At 42.1% G+C, this 17,075-nt stretch carries 11 protein-coding genes and 2 pseudogenes; 5 read left to right on the top strand and 8 right to left on the bottom strand.

Features of this window, described 5'->3' with window-relative positions; genetic code table 11:
• From RMZ43_RS31380 to RMZ43_RS31370, 3 genes are all read left to right on the top strand, one after another.
• A partial coding sequence (locus RMZ43_RS31380; RefSeq protein WP_428850943.1) for a hypothetical protein occupies positions 1 to 673 on the top strand: 673 nt, incomplete at its 5' end.
• An 11-nt stretch (positions 674 to 684) separates the two neighbouring features.
• Positions 685 to 2,859: an AAA family ATPase gene (locus RMZ43_RS31375; RefSeq protein ID WP_322652162.1), complete on the top strand. Its 2,175-nt coding sequence runs from the start codon at positions 685 to 687 to the stop codon at positions 2,857 to 2,859.
• A 137-nt stretch (positions 2,860 to 2,996) separates the two neighbouring features.
• Positions 2,997 to 4,484, top strand: a complete 1,488-nt coding sequence (locus tag RMZ43_RS31370) for a DUF4157 domain-containing protein (protein ID WP_322652163.1) — start codon at positions 2,997 to 2,999, stop codon at positions 4,482 to 4,484.
• A gap of 142 nt (positions 4,485 to 4,626) precedes the next feature.
• Here RMZ43_RS31370 and RMZ43_RS31365 read toward each other — a convergent pair whose 3' ends face one another.
• Positions 4,627 to 4,884, bottom strand: a complete 258-nt coding sequence (locus RMZ43_RS31365) for a hypothetical protein (RefSeq protein WP_322652164.1) — start codon at positions 4,882 to 4,884, stop codon at positions 4,627 to 4,629.
• A 7-nt stretch (positions 4,885 to 4,891) separates the two neighbouring features.
• Entirely contained in the window at positions 4,892 to 5,548 is a 657-nt protein-coding gene (locus tag RMZ43_RS31360) for a hypothetical protein (RefSeq protein WP_322652165.1), read from the bottom strand.
• Between the two features lie 270 nt (positions 5,549 to 5,818).
• On the opposite strand from RMZ43_RS31360, the gene RMZ43_RS31355 reads away from it, so the two are divergent.
• Positions 5,819 to 7,180, top strand: coding sequence for a DUF4157 domain-containing protein (locus RMZ43_RS31355; protein ID WP_322652166.1), 1,362 nt, complete (start codon positions 5,819 to 5,821; stop codon positions 7,178 to 7,180).
• 34 nt (positions 7,181 to 7,214) lie between these two features.
• Here the strand turns inward: RMZ43_RS31355 and RMZ43_RS31350 are convergent.
• The 5 genes and pseudogenes from RMZ43_RS31350 to RMZ43_RS31330 all read right to left on the bottom strand — a co-directional run.
• Positions 7,215 to 7,550, bottom strand: a pseudogene (locus tag RMZ43_RS31350) (IS4 family transposase); the annotation flags it as partial.
• A gap of 107 nt (positions 7,551 to 7,657) precedes the next feature.
• Positions 7,658 to 7,981 carry a hypothetical protein gene (locus RMZ43_RS31345; protein ID WP_322652167.1) on the bottom strand — a complete coding sequence of 108 codons (324 nt, stop codon included), beginning with the start codon at positions 7,979 to 7,981 and terminating at the stop codon, positions 7,658 to 7,660.
• Between the two features lie 623 nt (positions 7,982 to 8,604).
• A complete protein-coding gene (locus RMZ43_RS31340) occupies positions 8,605 to 9,312 on the bottom strand; it encodes a TetR/AcrR family transcriptional regulator (protein ID WP_322652168.1) in 708 nt (235 codons plus the stop codon).
• 45 nt (positions 9,313 to 9,357) lie between these two features.
• Complete coding sequence (locus RMZ43_RS31335; protein WP_322652169.1) at positions 9,358 to 11,091, bottom strand: FAD-dependent monooxygenase; 1,734 nt, start codon at positions 11,089 to 11,091, stop codon at positions 9,358 to 9,360.
• A gap of 264 nt (positions 11,092 to 11,355) precedes the next feature.
• Positions 11,356 to 11,518: pseudogene (locus RMZ43_RS31330) on the bottom strand (transposase); the annotation flags it as partial.
• A gap of 757 nt (positions 11,519 to 12,275) precedes the next feature.
• On the opposite strand from RMZ43_RS31330, the gene RMZ43_RS31325 reads away from it, so the two are divergent.
• Entirely contained in the window at positions 12,276 to 15,794 is a 3,519-nt protein-coding gene (locus RMZ43_RS31325; RefSeq protein WP_322649122.1) for an NB-ARC domain-containing protein, read from the top strand.
• A 138-nt stretch (positions 15,795 to 15,932) separates the two neighbouring features.
• Here RMZ43_RS31325 and RMZ43_RS31320 read toward each other — a convergent pair whose 3' ends face one another.
• A complete protein-coding gene (locus RMZ43_RS31320) occupies positions 15,933 to 17,075 on the bottom strand; it encodes a 3-oxoacyl-ACP synthase III family protein (RefSeq protein ID WP_322649121.1) in 1,143 nt (380 codons plus the stop codon).

Genomic DNA, 17,075 nt, shown 5'->3' with positions numbered 1-17,075 from the left:
ATCCCTCAAGTCTGAGATAGAATCGCTCAAAAATTCCAATCAATTAACAGAAATCCAAAATCAACTAGCAGAACTTCCATCCCTCAAGTCTGAGATAGAATCGCTCAAAAATTCCAATCAATTAACAGAAATCCAAAATCAACTAGCAGAACTTCCATCCCTCAAGTCTGAGATAGAATCGCTCAAAAATTCCAATCAATTAACAGAAATCCAAAATCAACTAGCAGAACTTCCATCCCTCAAGTCTGAGATAGAATCGCTCAAAAATTCCAATCAATTAACAGAAATCCAAAATCAACTAGCAGAACTTCCATCCCTCAAGTCTGAGATAGAATCGCTCAAAAATTCCAATCAATTAACAGAAATCCAAAATCAACTAGCAGAACTTCAGTCCTTTAAAACAGAGTTAGAAGCAAATAACAAGGATAATGAGCTAAATACACTTATTGAATTTACAATGTTGAAATCAGAAATAGAAAATCTGAAAAAACAGCCAGTATTCAAAACTCTCCAGACTCAAATTACAGAGTTGCAATCTTTCAAGACAGAACGTGACTTAACGACAAATCAAGAGATAACTAGTTTAAAGCTAGAAATAGAATCTCTCAAAACAAAAATGCAAAAAATTGCTTGGCTTGATGATAATAATCTATCAACTTGGTTGAGATTGTAGTAACAAGAACAATGGAATATTATCCAACCTCAGTTGAGCATATTTTGGCAGAGCTAGAGAGAATTGACCTGCTGATTCGAGTCCAAGTCTGGAGAATGCAGCACATCCAGTCAAGCGACAATGAATTGCAGGGACTTCTCATTTCCGAACAAGAGATAGAGGAACTCCTAAGACAACCCATAGGTTTACCCCGTTGGGCAAATATTCCAACACCATTGTCTTCAATCGAGGTTCAAACTGCTCTAGAAGGAATGACTGCTGATATCGCTCAACGCCAAACTGGGAGTATTCAAAAAGGCATTAAATTACGCTTGCATGAACTAGTTTGTCACTTTCAGCTCACACCACTTGACAGAGATACGCTATTAATTTGTTTAGCTCCGGAATTAGATTTGGGTTACGAGCGTCTTTATGCTTATCTCCAAGATGACGTAAGAAAGAAGCGGCCCTCTGTAGATTTGGTGTTAAATTTACTATGTGCAGATTTCAAAAGCAAGCTCTCAGCACGTCAACGTTTTCTGCCTACTGCTCCCCTACTCAAACATCAACTGCTGCATTTATTTGATGATTCGTCACAGCAGCAACCACCACTGCTGAGTAAATATCTCAAAGTCGATGAACGGGTAGTTAATTATTTACTTGGTAATGACGAACTCGACACCCGGCTTTTACCCTATGCTAAATACACCTGGCCTCAAGTAAAACTTGAAGATTTGTTACTACCACTGGAAATTAAAGAACGCTTAGGCTTACTAGCCTTGGAGAAACAAATAATTAAAACCAGACTAATATTTTACTTCCAAGGAACTTACGGAGTTGCCAAGCATACTACTGCCGAGGCATTTTGTCAGGAATTGGGAATTGGGTTGTTGACAGTAGAGTTAGAAAGACTATTATCAGCGAAATTGAGAGAATTTGAAACAATTATTGCTCTAGCTTACCGTGAAGCGGTGTTACAGTCAGCGGCTATATACTTTGAAGGTTTTGACGCACTTTTAGCTTCGGACAAAGCCGCTTGGCGGTTAGCATTACTGCACCAAGTGCAGGAAATGCAATTGCTGACCTTTTTAGCAGGTAACACTATCTGGGAACCATCTAATGCACAATCAGACTTGACCTTTTTGCGAGTGGAATTTCCTCTCCTGACAGCAGCCCAACGGGTAGAGTTATGGACGAGGTTTATAGGGGAGCAAGGCATTGCACCTCTACAGGATTTGGCTAACAAATTCCGTTTTAGCGGTGGACAAATTCGGGATGCGGCAGCTACAGCACGTAATTTAGCTTGTTGGCAAGATCCAACGCAAGGGCAGATAACTATAAATAACCTAATCGCTGCCTGTCGCTTGCAATCAAATCGCCAGTTAAGTGAAATGGCTCGCAAGATTACACCACGCTACAAGTGGTCAGACATTATCTTACCGGATGAGCAAAAAAATACAATACAAGAACTTTGTAATTATGTTAAATATCGTAGCTTGGTTTATGACGAGTGGGGTTTTGAGAAAAAGCTGTCTTTAGGCAAAGGACTAAACATTCTATTTGCAGGGCCTCCAGGTACAGGTAAAACAATGGCGGCTGAGGTTGTAGCAGGTGAATTGGAGTTAGACTTATATAAAATAGACCTTTCGGCAGTGGTCAGCAAGTATATTGGCGAAACAGAAAAGCACCTATCCCGCATCTTCCAAGAGGCAGAAACTAGTAATGCAATTCTCTTTTTTGATGAAGCTGATGCCCTATTTGGCAAGCGTACCGAGGTAAGTGATGCCCATGACCGCTACGCCAATCTTGAGGTCAGCTACCTCTTGCAAAGAATGGAGGAGTACGACGGCGTGGTAATTTTGGCAACGAATTTTCGCAAAAACATGGATGAAGCGTTTGTGCGGCGATTGCATTTTACCCTCGATTTTCCTTTACCGGATGAGAAGCATCGTCGCCATATTTGGCAAAACCTTTGGCCAGACGCTATTCCTCGTAGTGCAGAATTAGATTTGGATTTTATGGCGCGACGTTTTGAGATTCCGGGGGGGAATATACGCAATATTGTGCTGGCAGCAGCTTTTTTGGCAGCAGATGATGGTGGGGTGGTACAGATGTGTCACTTGGTACGTGCGACTCGGCGAGAGTATCAGAAGATGGGGAAGGTTTTGATGGAGGGGGAATTTGGGGAGTATATGGGGCATTTGTAATTTGCGATTTTAGATTTTGGATGGTTAGAGCAAAGACGGCAAGTAGACCCTATGTTGATTTAACAGAACAAAAAAGTGGTTTAGAGTCAGCAGAAGGTTTTTGAAATTCGTATTATTCTACATCTGGAGATAATTTTATGTTTCACAGTCATCAAGGGCAGATATCGCAAAAAAGTAATAAGGCTTTGCCAAAGCAACAATCGACAAGAAATACAATAGTGCCGCAGGTGAATGTGATGCACCCAGCAACACTTATCCAAAGGGCGAAAGCAGACCCCAAATCGCTGAATGCTGATGAGGTGTTGACACTTCAGGAGACGCTAGGGAATCGGGCAACGAGTCGGCTGTTAGCAGGAAAGACAGCACAAAATGTGCAGGCGAAGCTGACAATCGGTGAGGTGGGGGATAAATACGAGCAGGAAGCAGATAGTGTAGCAAAGCAAGTTGTAAACCAGATAAATGCACCAGTTGCCCAGCAGTCCTATCAAAATCTTCAGCGAGAGGTTTCACCTGATGAAGATGAATTGCAAACCAAACCTGTAGACAATATCCAACGCGAAGTCATGCCCGAAGAAGATGAATTACAGATGAAGCCGCAGAGCATGATTCAGCGAGAAGAATTACCAGATGAGGATCTACAAATGCGCCCGATAGTACAGCGTGTGGCAGACGCTGGCGTGGCAGCATCAGCAGATGTGGAAGAAGGGATACAACGGGCTAGAGGTGGTGGACAGCCCTTAGCAAATAGTATCAGAGAACCGATGGAGCAGGCGTTTGGGGCTGACTTTAGTAGAGTGAGGGTGCATACGGATTCTCAGGCTGATCATTTGAATCAATCGATACAGGCGAAGGCGTTTACCACGGGGCAGGATGTGTTCTTTCGGCAGGGTGCGTATGAGCCGGGGAGTCGAGGGGGGCAGGAGTTGTTGGCGCATGAATTGACTCATGTGGTGCAGCAGGCGCAGGACATGATGCAGCCGACTATGCAGATGAAGCTATTGCCGCCTGAGTCAATCGCAACAGATCTGGCTCACAACCCAGATATGAGAAAAGCGCTGTTTACCAAGGCGACACTGGAAGCTTTCCCAGGACCCCGTCAAATGGGGAATGGAGTGGAGGATCAATGGAGCTATCGTAAAGCTCTCATGAGCCAGGATCTGGGGCATGATCACCGAATTCAGTACACAAGGATCGGGGAGTCCAAATTGTTCTCAAATGATTCATGGCAACTCGTGCGACATATCCAGAAAAAAGTAACCGAAGGGAAGGAGACGATGTTCTTATTGAAGGACGGAGTGATCGGCATTGCCAATAAGGTAGACGACACATACGTTCACCCAAGGGTCTTTGGCGGCATGCCAGATGTCGATATGGCAGGAACAGTAACAACCCAAGGTTTGCGTAATATACCCATCGGAGATCGCGACATCAAAGCCATGTCAGAGAAGGATAAGAGAAAAGCGCTGATGGGCTGGCAAGGGAATATTACCTTTACCAATAACTCTGGACATTTCCGGTTTGACTCCATCCCGGCTGGGGTAAAGGAGAGCCTAACACAGCAAGTGAAAGAAGGTCAGGAGTTGATGGAAGATATCGAGGTCACGTTTCAGGAGCACAATATCTGATAAGCGATCAGATGGGTCAGTGGCCTTCAAGTGAGATCGCCGCTCTTGTAGTGCGATCGCGTAGAAATTGCTTGGGTGATGAATAGAGCGATCGCTTGTCAATGATTTTTGAGAAGATGGGGAGCGATCGCTTAGAAATTAGTTAGGTGATGAATGGAATGATTGCCTTGAGTTTCAAAAGTGCGATCGCGTGTATTGGTTTGATGATGAAGAGAGCGATCGATTTGTTTGTGGAGATTTGTAAAAGCGATCGCTGATCTTGTAGTGCGATCAGGTAGAAATTGGTTGGATAATGAGTGTGATCGCTTGTCAATTTATTTTTGAGAAGATGAGAGCGATCGCCAAGAGTACCAGATGTCTGAGAAACAAATATAGTGCGATCGCCCATAGTACCTAACACATTCTTTTTAGCTTCCCTCTAATGTTTGTTTGGCTTGCTCTTGCGCTTTTTGTGACGCTTGAGCAGCTTGATTAGTCATGGAAGTAGCGATGCTACTAATATCAACAGAAATAGGTGATGCTGACCCAGTTCCAATCAAAACACTTGAACAGCCGCCAGTAATTTTATTTGGAGAACCAAGCGGTTCAATAATTGTATTTCCTTGAAAGCAAGCTGGTAAGCCATTGATTAATACAGTGTTACTAGCATCAATTACTACGCCTACTCCGTGGGGAGGGATAGGAGAAGGAGTCATGCAAGTATGGAGATCAACAGTACCAAATGAACCTGATGCAGCAGTAGTGGCAGCAGCAGTAGAAGCACTAGTGGCAATCAAACTAGTCATTGATGTTGCAACAGCTGTCTTAGTAGCTTGTTCCGCAGCAAAAGCAGCAGCTTTAGCAGGAGGAAAGTTAGCAGCCTTGGTTACTTGTTCAGCAGTTTGAACTAATGTATCAGCAACTTGCTTGGCTGCATTAACAATAGCTGCCTGAGCAGAAGGAAGACCACGCCAAGCAGGTTTACCACCAATCATGACATTTGGGCTACCAGTAGTACCTGGTGTGAGAACTGGTGGCAAAGGATGTTGTACTCTATCCGTGATTCTAGCTGCTGGTTTTCCCATAAAATCCTCTGTGATTGCTGTTAATTCAATAGGTCGGCAATTAAAAAAAATCAATATGTTTTCAGTAGATTTATCTGTAAAATTATTTATAAGCGTTAAAAAAGTTTTTTCAGCTTTTACTTGATATTTTTTTAAAAGCTCTAGGATTTTCAGATTATTAAATTTCGCTGCTTGTATTTAGAAATAACTAAAGTTTAGCACGGCATAACTAGCATTTTATTATAGAAGATTGATAAAGATTTCAATTAATTTACATTCGAGGATAATCTTATGTTCTATCGTCAGCAAGGGCAGATATTAGCCAAAAGTAATAAGGCTGTGCAAAAGCAGCCGACAACAATAGGAATAACAAATGATGTGCATTCAATAGTTCAAAGGGCGAAAGCTGACCCCAGTTCCCTGAGTGCAGATGAGGTCTTAACCCTTCAGGAGACAATGGGCAATAGGGCAACGAATCGGTTGTTGGCAAGTCGAAGTGCAACACAGGTGCAGGCGAAGCTGACAATTGGAGAACCTGGAGATAAGTACGAGCAGGAAGCAGATAGTGTAGCGCGTGAGGTAGTACAGCAAATTAATGCGCCTGCGGTATCAGGTCAAAGCCAAGCAGTACAGCGCCAGATGCCTGAAGACAAAGACGACCTTCAAATGCGCTCGATAGTACAGCATGTGACAGACGGTGGCATGGCTGCATCAGCAGATGTGGAAGTTGGGATAAAACGGGCTAGAGGCGGTGGACAGCCATTAGCAGACAGCATCAGAGAACCGATGGAGCAGGCTTTTGGGGCCGACTTTAGTAGGGTGAAGGTTCATACGAATGCTCAGGCTGACCAGTTGAATCAATCGATACAGGCTAAGGCGTTTACTACAGGGCAGGACGTGTTCTTTCGGCAGGGCGAGTATCAACCGGGGAGTCGTGGGGGGCAGGAGTTGATTGCCCATGAGTTGACTCATGTAGTGCAGCAGGATGGAGAAGCCCGATCAGTCCAGCGAGTGAAGATAGGACAATCAATGTTGTCGGATCAAACTCCGACAGCGGTTGCGGGTTCTGCCGCAATCGATGATAGGTTAGTTGATGTGCACAATCGGGTTATGGAAAGGGGTGGAGAATGGAGCAAATATAAGCGGATTATATCAGCGCACCATCTAACTTGTAAGCATTTTAGTCAAACAGATCAAGTGGTATATTATGAAGCAGAGGCCAAACAAGAGGGGGAGTGCGAGGTAGCTCAAGCGCAGTACTGGTATAGAGCCATGACATTCGAGGAATTCAGTAGGCTCAAATCCGACGATTGGTTGCCTAGGGGTCCTAGTTTCCAAGGGGTGGCCACAAACAAGAGATATAGCAGAGGATACATAACAAATGCAAGTGAATATTGCGTCCTAGTGGAGTTTTATATACCTCCCCCAGGCACGTTAAAGACAGCATTGACGGACGCCCTAGGTCAAAAAAAAGAAAATAGTGCATTTAAGGCAGAGGGAGATGGAGGAACATACGGACTGGGACAAACAGGAGGCAGTTATGGGCCGCCGGAACAACCCTTGGAACAAAGAGGCGCAAATGAAGTGTTTAACGACTTATTCGACTCGCGATACCGAGTAGTGACCCTAAGAGTACCGTTACCAAATTCGTAACAAGTTAAGGGAAAGCAGGAATTGTCAAGGGTAAAGGAAAAGGCGATAAATCAAGGGTTTGAGGTTTTTTTCGTATTGTCTTGACAACATCAAGGTTTTTATTTTCTGGAGCCGCAAAAAATAAAACTGGATCAGTCGCCCGACCCTTGTTGTAAGCATGGTTGAAATGATAAAGCCCGCGAAAAATCATCTCTAAGGAAATGCGGTAAAATGGAAGGGGTAGCTCGTCAGCAACAGCATCTGCAAGGTCAATTAAAACTGCGTAAAATAACCAAGTTGCCCAAACTTGAAGCTTGACACCATTAATTGAACCAGTCCATAGATAACTTAATCTCAGCAAGCGTTTCGCAGTGCGATCGCGGATCTTGTAGGGTGCGTTAACAGGTACGGCACCATATTGATGCTAATATAGGGGTAAAAGTAGTGTGATCGCTGATCTTGTAGGGTGCGTTAACGAAGTAACGCACCGAACCAATCTCATGCAGCGTTACAGCGTAAACAACCAAATGGCTTGTCAAATATCCGGCGTTGTTGCACGATTAGGGAAAATGGTAAATTAAACTGAGCGAAACCTTTCTGTTTAGTAGCTTGAATACCCATTAAGAAGAAGGAGATCCCAGGATTTAATCCCAAGGACTGTAAACGTTGGTATGACTGATTTCCTTGCCTAATATAAGTGCCTTGCTTTTGACGCAACACAAAATCAATTCCTTTGCTATGTAACCAATTCGCCAGTTTTATACTATGAAATTCTCTATCTCCCAGAACCAGAATTCGATATCCTTTAAATATCTGTAGCAATGGGCGTATTAATTTTTTCTGCTCACCCAAGTTGCTACATCCTCTTTTTGGTAACAATAGCCAATAAACTGGAATAGCTCTTTTCTGTTCAATTATGCTGATTACAAATACATTTTGTGAACGCTACTGCGTTCTATCAATGGCGAATATCATTTGTTTGTTCAATGATTGTCGGCTATTTTTAACCCATCGTTTGAGTACTGGAAACCAGAGGTATTGAATTGATAATTGGGGCAACAATAAAAACCTTTGAATGCTCCGTCGCCTACTTTCAAATTTTATCGGTTGTGGAAATACAGATGAGAGCTTTTCAATCGTTACAGTTTTATGAAATTGCAACAGCATAATCAAAATTTCAAGCATCTTGTACTGTGCGGGTGTCAGTAAATTTTGAAAGCAGTTCTGGTAGAATTTAGGTAATATTATCATTTGATAGGTGTTGTTGAGAATACCTGACCTATCTTTTTTTACCCTAAAACGGTCACACCTCCTTATTTCCTCGGCTTCAGCCCCTTTGTCACCCCTTCAGATTAAAAAATTAATGTTCGGTATAGCGCGAGATCGCCTCTTCGCCGCTTGCAAAACGCGATCGCGTAATTCTAATGGCTCAAGTCTAATTCGTATTAGTCCTGGGTGACAGATGCATCTACGTTTTGAGCGCTAAGTTGTTTGTCATTAATTTGGTTATTCCATGACATACCTAGCGCACGACGTACGAAACCTACTGTCTCTGCAAGATAGTGTTCGACGGCAATTTCGGGATGATAAAGTAAACAATCGCGTGCCATGCGATCCAGGATACTGCCCACAAGCCGAATTGCGATCGCTGGATCTATATTTGATGAAATCCGCCCGCAGGCTTGGTCACGTTTGATCAGCAAGATTAGCTGCTGTAAGTAAGGCTCACGACGCTCCTCCGCAGAGGAAGACGAACCAAATAAGAGGGCCTCAGTATCTAGGATGCCTAAAATGTCTCGGTAGGGTGTAGCAGCCGCCAGTGCAGCCCGGATCAGGGCTTCTAGCGACTTGTCCAAAGGTTGGTTCTCGGTCGCTATCTGTTCTACTGCTTGTGTAATATCGCGTTGCAACTCCTCAGCGAGTGCGCTTACTAAAGCTGTTTTCGACGGAAAATAGCGATAAAAAGTCCCTTGAGCTACGTTTGCACGCTTGACAATTTCTGAGACAGCTGCATCTTCATAGCGCCTTTGGGCAAGGATTTCACGTGCTGCCGCTAGGATGCGAGCTCGTTTATCACTACGGGGTAAACGAGAAGTGGACTTATCGATCAAATTTCTTTGGTCAGGATTCTTTTCTTGCATACTCACTCTCACCAGTATTGTGTTTTCTTTTATCTCCTTACTGCCGTCATGATTTCACTAGTTCAACGTTAGCTCAACGGAGTTACCAAGTAACCGCATTAACAATGCTTCTAACGGCTGTAACTGGGCAGGCTGACTACGGAAGCCAACATAACCGTCTGGTCGCACTAAGTACAAACACTCAAACTGGGCCCCGTAGCGGCGGCTTAGTTCACCTGTAGAATCCCATAAGCTAAATTGCTCGTTGCCACCTTGCTGGGACAAAACCAATTGACATTGAATGAGTGTACCGTAACGCGATTGCAACAAAGCAACTATCTGCCGAAGTTCTTCTAAACGCTGAGGTTCTTCTTTTAAACCAGCAAACACTAATAAATGATGTCGTGCTTCGCTACCCCAAATTTCAAACAACCGATGTGGTTGGCCATCTTGCGCTACTATGTTACGGGCATCTGGTGCGCGATCGCCTGCTGTTGGGCCATGGCTAAAATCAAAGCGATCGCCTACTGATGGGTGTGGCTCAGTGTAGGCTATTGCATGCCACCATTCAACAAATGACTGAGTGTGTTCGCCTACCAAGGGACTGTGGCGGTAGTTGTAGGTATTAGCGGCAAAGGCGTTCCGCATCTGACGCTCAATTGCATCCACATGCCAAGCCAGCGACAGTGTAGCGTTGCGTACTTTCGCAACTAGAGGTTGCTTCAGTTCTAAAAGGCGCTCGACAAGCTCGGTTGTTCTTACAATCTCAACTACGATCGGATGTCGTTCAGCGTGATAACTATCCAACAGCGCCTCGCCACCCAGCCCACGTACATGGAGTGCAAGCTTCCAAGCTAAGTTCGTGGTATCTTGCATCCCAGCGTTCATGCCTTGACCACTTTCAGGACTATGAATATGTGCAGCATCTCCTGCAAGAAATACACGCCCGTAGCGCATCTGTTCAACCACACGGCTACTGATGTGAAACGTAGAAACCCATAGAGGGGTATGCAACTCGCGTATACCAGCATCGGGGTGATAAGTCAGCTGATGCTTAATTAAGGCTAGTATTGCCTGCTTGTCTTCTATCCTTGGTTGGTCATGAGGCAGTGTAACTACTATGCGCCAAATGCCACTAGGTAGCCGACCCAGAATTAATAAACCTTCAGGGCGTAAGAAGGTATGAATTTGGTCATCAGGCCAGGTACGATCCCACTCAACATCCACATCAACTAAGGCATACTGCCCTACATGGGGATGCCCTGGAAAGTTCACGCCTATTAAATGGCGGACTGTGCTGTGTGCGCCATCACAACCTACTAAATATGCAGTCGTTACCTCTTCAATTCTTCCGTCCTCATGGCGTAAAGTAGCGTGAACTATGTCTCCTTCTTGCGTGAGCGCGATCAACTCAACAGGGCGCTCCACTGTTAGCCCTTGGCTAGCAAGATGTTCAACTAGGAGGCGCTCAGTTTTACCTTGCTCAAGCAGTAGAGAAAAGGGATAAGGAACATCGAGTTCGTCGAGTCGCAGATGGACTAGCTGTTGTCCATCCCCATAGAAATTAGCTCCACGGGCAATGCGACCTTGTTCAAGGGCAGTTTGCAGAACACCAAGACGCTCGAAGATTTCGAGTGTGCGTGTATGAACGCCAACAGCACGCGACTCTACGATTGGGCGTGGTGCAGCTTTATCTATGATGCGACACGGAACACCATGACGTGTTAACTCGGCAGCTAGCGTTAAGCCTACTGGGCCAGCGCCAACTACCAGTACAGGCATAGAAGATTGAGCAGTATGGAAGTATGTCATCAGATTATCTCCTCTATTCAATTATTCAACGTTTACTAGACTGACTGTCATTCTAGTTTTTGTTTTGAGGAAACGTCAAGATACCAGCTAGTCAATTTTGGGAAAACTAAGTAAGTAATTAAAGAAAAACACAATTAATATTACATAATTAATACGTAGGCAAATTTCAACTGTTGCTCTCAATCAACTATTAAACGTCATCTCAGCTTTGTGCTACACGTTTTAAAAGCTATTTATAAAATCAATATAAAATTTTGAGTGTTTTACCAAACGATTTTTCATTTTCTTCTTAGATTTTGTGGCTAACTGTAACCCTCGCTCATATAACTCTTCAAACAATTTTTGAGAGATGTATCCTCTGTGACCAAGCAGTTTGCTTTCTTATGTCCTTAGTCATATTTGAGACTGGTTTTCGGTCATCTACGTTTACTAGATTAAAATTTATATAAGAATTATTGCAAGAAAACAAATATTTCGTTTTGCGGATAAAAAACAATTTCGTTACTAGAATTTGCGGAGCAACCTGGATTAATTAAAGTTGGTGCATCTAATGATGCTAAAGCTTATAGAATCATGAATTTTTGTGATTTAGAAACTAAAACTGAGAAACGCTATAGTAACTAATTTACCGAAGTCAGCAGACGCAGCAGTTTTTGACAATGAAATCAGAGATATTTATCGATTGTGTTGTGGGAGTTTAACTATTATGGAAGTTTTTAAAGATGCACTTAAAAGTTGACAAATTAATTACCAAAAATATCAATAGTATTACTATACAAATTTAGGTTATCTTAATAGCCTATCTGATATTATCAGTTTTATTTACTTATACATAATAGCGACATCTACCATTAGATAAATTTCCCTATATTCAGTCTTCTATATATTAGAAACTCAATTACATTTACTGATTTTAATAGATGCTATTATATTGATTAATTTAGAATTTTTATAATTAGTATAAATAAACATGTAAAGTTTTGTACTGACATTTAACATTTCTGGTAATATACTATCAAAGATGCATTAACATGATAATTGCTTGAATATTCATTCATAAACATAGTGCCTATATGAAAAATAGGTTAATTAAAGGTTAAAAATAGCTGATGTTCATAGTTACTGACTACGCATAGTTGTTTAAAGCCAACTATTTAAACCTACTAAAAAAGGTGCTTATAATAATGCCTAAAAAGCAAAAACGCAAACGTGGTGTTCTCCTGACTCCTGAAGGGTTGCAAAAACTTCAATCGAGCAAACTAGCGTTAGAATTAAACGACAATTATGGAAACAAGTATACTCTTGAAGATTTGAGCGATCGAGTTGGAGTCAACACGGCGACAATTTCCAAAGTACTTTCCCGTGAGGAAGGGGTTGACAAACTAACACTTGAGCTTTTTTTCAAAGCTTTCAATTTAGAACTAGATAAAACTTACTATGTCAGTTCAGACCAATCTCAGCACCAAGATTGGGGAAAAGCAATTTGTGTATCAGTTTTTTATGGACGACAAGAAGAACTAGCTACTTTAGAGCAATGGGTTTTGAGAGAAAACTGCCGAGTAGTAGCACTGCTGGGAATGGGAGGAATTGGTAAGACAGCTCTGGCTATAAAACTAGCAGAACAGATTAAGGACAATTTTGAATATATAATTTGGCGATCGCTGCGAGAAGCTCCATCTGTTAAAGCTTTGCTAGCAAACTTAATCCAATTCCTTAGCGATAATCAAGAAACAGAAACTACCTTACCAGAAAACGTAGGCGACAGAATATTACGACTAATAAGCTATCTACGGGAGCATCGCTGTTTGCTAATCCTAGATAATCTAGAGTCGATTATGCGTGATGGAAGTCGAGCCGGAATTTATCGTGAAGGATATGAGGGGTATGGTGAGTTACTCAAACTTGTAGGAGAAGCTACTCACCAAAGCTGCTTAGTACTGACAAGTAGGGAAAAACCTAAAGAGGTAGCCTCACAGCAAGGAAAATCCTTATCTGTTCGCTCATTACTGCTGAATGGTCTCAAGCCAGAAGATGGGCAGGGAATATTAAAAATGAAGGGTATCTCTGTATCAGAGTCACAATTGATCAAAACTTTAGTCGAGCGCTATGGTGGTAATGTTTTAGCTTTAAAAATAGTTGCGACAACCATTCAAGATTTATTTAATGGCAGCATTTCTGAATTTTTGCGGCAAGAAACAGTCGTTTTCGGCGATATTTGCGATTTGTTAGACCAGCAGTTTTCGCGCTTGTTAGATTTAGAAAAAGAAATAATGTACTGGTTAGCGATTAATCTTGAGCCAGTTTCACTATTAGAATTGCGAGAAGATATATATTCATCAATACCACAAGTAAAATTATTAGAAGCTCTGGAATCTTTAAGACGGCGATCACTGATTGAACAAAACGCATTACTATTCATGCTACAACCTGTAGTTATGGAGTATATAACTCAACGGTTAATAGAGCAGGTTAATGAAGAGATTGTCACTCAAGACCTCCAGCTTTTTCGGAGTCATGCTTTGATGAAAGCGACAGCCAAAGACTATATTATTAATACCCAAATACAAGTCATTATTCAACCACTTATTAATAAATTACTTACTTACTATAGAAATAAAAAAAACCTTGAAAATCAATTTATTCAAATTTTAGCAAGATTACAAGAAACATCTCCCCTAGAACAAAGTTATACAGCTGGAAATATTCTGAATTTGCTTTGTCATTTAAAAACAGATTTAACTGGTTACGATTTTTCTAATCTGACTATTTGGCAAGCAGATATGAGATATGTGAATTTGCACAACACAAATTTTACTCATGCTAATTTAGCGAAGTGTGTTTTTGCTGCAACCATAGGTGGTATTCATTCCGTGGCATTCAACCCAAATGGGAAAGTTTTGGCTATGGGGGATACGAACGGTGATATTAGCCTGTATCAAGTTACAGATGGCAGACAACTGCTAACTATTAGGGGGCATATAGGTTTTGTTTGGCCGATTACTTTTAGTCCTGATGGTTATGTTATTGCCAGTGGTAGCGCCGATCAAACAGTGAAACTATGGGATGCTAATAGTGGACAATGCCTAGCAAATTTGCAAGATCATAGTGGTGGGATATGGTCAGTTGCTTTCCATCCTCACAGTACTATGCTTGCCAGTGGTAGTGAAGATCAAACAGTGAAACTATGGGATGCCACTAGTAGTCAACTACTCAAAACTTTGCATGGACATAGTAATCGAGTTACATCAGTTGCCTTCAATTCTCAAGGTACTATACTTGTCAGTGGTAGCGATGACCAAAAGGTAAGGCTATGGGATCTTAAAACCTATCAATGCTTAAAAACTCTAGAGTATCAAGATAGTGAAGTAAAGTCAGTCGCCTTTAGTCCAGATGGTCAAATTTTGGCTATAGGTTATTGTGACCAAACAATAAAGCTATTAAATCCTGTTACATATCAATGTATTCAAACTTTACATGGTCATCAAGACTGTGTAAATTCAGTTACCTTTAGTTATGATAGTCAGACCTTAGCAAGTGGCAGTGATGACCAAACAGTTAAGCTGTGGGATGTTACTACTGGTCAGTGCCTTAACACTCTGTACGGTCATAGTAGCAGAATATCTTCAGTTGCTTTTAGACCATATACTTATACGCTAGCAAGTGGCAGTGAAGACCAAACCGTAAAGCTGTGGGATGTCACTACTGGTCTTTGTCTGAAAACTTTCCAGGGTTATTGTAATGGAGTGTGGTCAGTTGCCTTTAGCCCTAATAGTAACTATATTGCAAGTGGCAATAATGACCAAACGGTGAAGCTATGGGATGTTAGCACTGGGAGATGCCTAAAAATTTTGCAGGGTCATAGTAATCGAGTTACATCAGTTGCTTTTTCTCAAAATACTATACTTGCCACTGGTAGTGAAGATCAAACAGTGAAGTTATGGGATATTAACACTGGTCAATGCTTCAAAACATTACAAGGACATACAAATCGAATCACATCAATTACCTTTAGCCGCAATGGTCATCTATTAGCAAGCGGCAGTCAAGACCAGACAGTAAAGTTGTGGGATGCCAAAACAACTCAGTGTGTCAAAACCTTAAAAGGACATACTCATTGGGTATGGACAGTAGCCTTCAATCCCAATGGTGATTTATTAGCAAGTGGCAGTAATGACCAAACAATTAAGTTGTGGGATGTCAGTACTGGTCTTTGCCTTCAAACTTTGGATAGTCATACTGATTGGATTTGGTCACTCATCTTCAGCCCCGATGGTTGCACGTTGGCAAGTGGTAGTAGTGACCAAACAATTAAGTTGTGGGATGTCAGCACAGGACGGCATCTTAAAACCTTAGAGGGACATGCCAGTTCTGTACACTCAGTAGCTTTTCTAGATGCTCATATACTAGCAAGCGGTAGTGGCGACCATACGGTGAAACTGTGGGATATCAGCACAGGTAAGTGCATCAGAACTTTGACTGGACATTCTAAGTTTGTTTGGTCAGTTACTTTTAGTCCTGATGGTCAAACCCTAGCAAGTAGCAGTGAAGATGAGACGATTAAGCTTTGGAATTTCAAAACTGGTGAGTGTCAGAAAACTTTGAAAAGCTCTAAATCCTACGAAGGTATGAATATTAATGGTGTAACAGGTGTAAGTCCAGTAACTATTGCTACTATGAAAGCCTTGGGCGCAGTTGAGTATTGAACAGAATTCCAGCCCCTTGCCTGCTAGGGAAGGCTACCGTATACGATAATGTCAAGTGAGTTTTTTAACTTGTGTGTACACGGTAGCCGAGCAGTGAAAGCTTTGAAAATATGTTAAATCTAATATGTTGAACTTAGGTTAACAAGAAGCAAGGCTCATTATTGAAGTTTTCACTGCCGATTCAGGTAAATTGAGATGTGGATCGGAACCTAAAGCCACTTTTCCCCAACGCATTACATTTGCAGTGGCACTACTGGCTGCACCAAAGCCATAAATGAGAACTAAATCATTTTCACGAATCTTACCCAACTGGGCAGCGTGATATAAATTAGCTAAAGTCAGTGCTGGCCCAATGTTTGCATAGAGAGGGTAAGTGTTGATTGTGCGTTCTGAATCAATACTTAGTACTTGTGTACAAAAGTCGGCAAACCAGGCAGTAGGTGTATTGAAAATGAAAAAATCAATTTGGTCGAAACTGACATCAGCAGCAGCAACTGCTCCCTCGCAACACTGACGTAGAAGCCCCGCAGATGTTCTACTGATTACTTTGTTTGTACCCTTATCTACCTGCATACGTAATTGTGCTTTGCCCTGCTCATCTGGTGTGAGTTGAAAGGAGAACTGGTCACACAACATATTGGTATTTACAGATTTGGTGCTGAGAATGCCTTGGTTTGCTTTGAGCGGACTGACAACCATTGCGCCAGCACCATCGCTAAAAAACCAAGAGAGAGTATCGTCCTCGTTGAAAAAACGAGAGTAAGTACAGGAGATCACAACCAATACATTGCGGTATCCTCCTGATTGCACTAAAGCACAGGCAGTTTGTAGCGCTACAGGGGTACTACCACAGCTTGCATCAAGGTTCCATGCACCACAAGTTAATCCCAGTTCGCGGGCGAGGAAGGCAGCATTACCAAAGCCGATATGTTCAGGTAAGAATGAGCCGACAATTAAAAGATCAACATCGTCAAGGGAAAGCTTTGCTGCCTCTAGAGCATCTTTAGCGGCACGATACTCCAAGGTCAGTGACGACTCGCCTGGCCCAAGTATCCTTTTCTCAACAGTTCCCCGAAAGGGATCTGATAAATAGGGCAGCATTTGGGAGTCAAATTCGTTGCAAGCAGCCAAATTATCTTGTGACATTAGCTTTGCTAAGTTTTTTTGCTCTGCATGAGCAATTAAATCAGGATAATTTTCTCTGTAGTAGTTTTTTGTACGCTTAATGGTTGGGAAGCTTAAGGCAAGTGAGCTAATTCCTACAGATTGACACGCTATCAT

This window comes from Nostoc sp. CmiVER01, from assembly GCF_034531135.2.
Lineage (GTDB): Bacteria > Cyanobacteriota > Cyanobacteriia > Cyanobacteriales > Nostocaceae > Nostoc.
The sequence above is the reverse complement of the archived record's forward strand: the minus strand, read 5'-3'. Positions and strand labels throughout refer to the sequence as shown.

What these genes read in the sequence shown, in the direction of transcription:
- RMZ43_RS31360 (WP_322652165.1), bottom strand. Translation starts at nt 5,548, where the DNA reads ATGGGAAAACCAGCAGCTAGAATCACGGATAGAGTACAACATCCTTTG.
- RMZ43_RS31375 (WP_322652162.1), top strand. Translation starts at nt 685, where the DNA reads ATGGAATATTATCCAACCTCAGTTGAGCATATTTTGGCAGAGCTAGAG.
- RMZ43_RS31335 (WP_322652169.1), bottom strand. Translation starts at nt 11,091, where the DNA reads ATGACATACTTCCATACTGCTCAATCTTCTATGCCTGTACTGGTAGTT.
- RMZ43_RS31325 (WP_322649122.1), top strand. Translation starts at nt 12,276, where the DNA reads ATGCCTAAAAAGCAAAAACGCAAACGTGGTGTTCTCCTGACTCCTGAA.
- RMZ43_RS31355 (WP_322652166.1), top strand. Translation starts at nt 5,819, where the DNA reads ATGTTCTATCGTCAGCAAGGGCAGATATTAGCCAAAAGTAATAAGGCT.
- RMZ43_RS31320 (WP_322649121.1), bottom strand. Translation starts at nt 17,075, where the DNA reads ATGATAGCGTGTCAATCTGTAGGAATTAGCTCACTTGCCTTAAGCTTC.
- RMZ43_RS31370 (WP_322652163.1), top strand. Translation starts at nt 2,997, where the DNA reads ATGTTTCACAGTCATCAAGGGCAGATATCGCAAAAAAGTAATAAGGCT.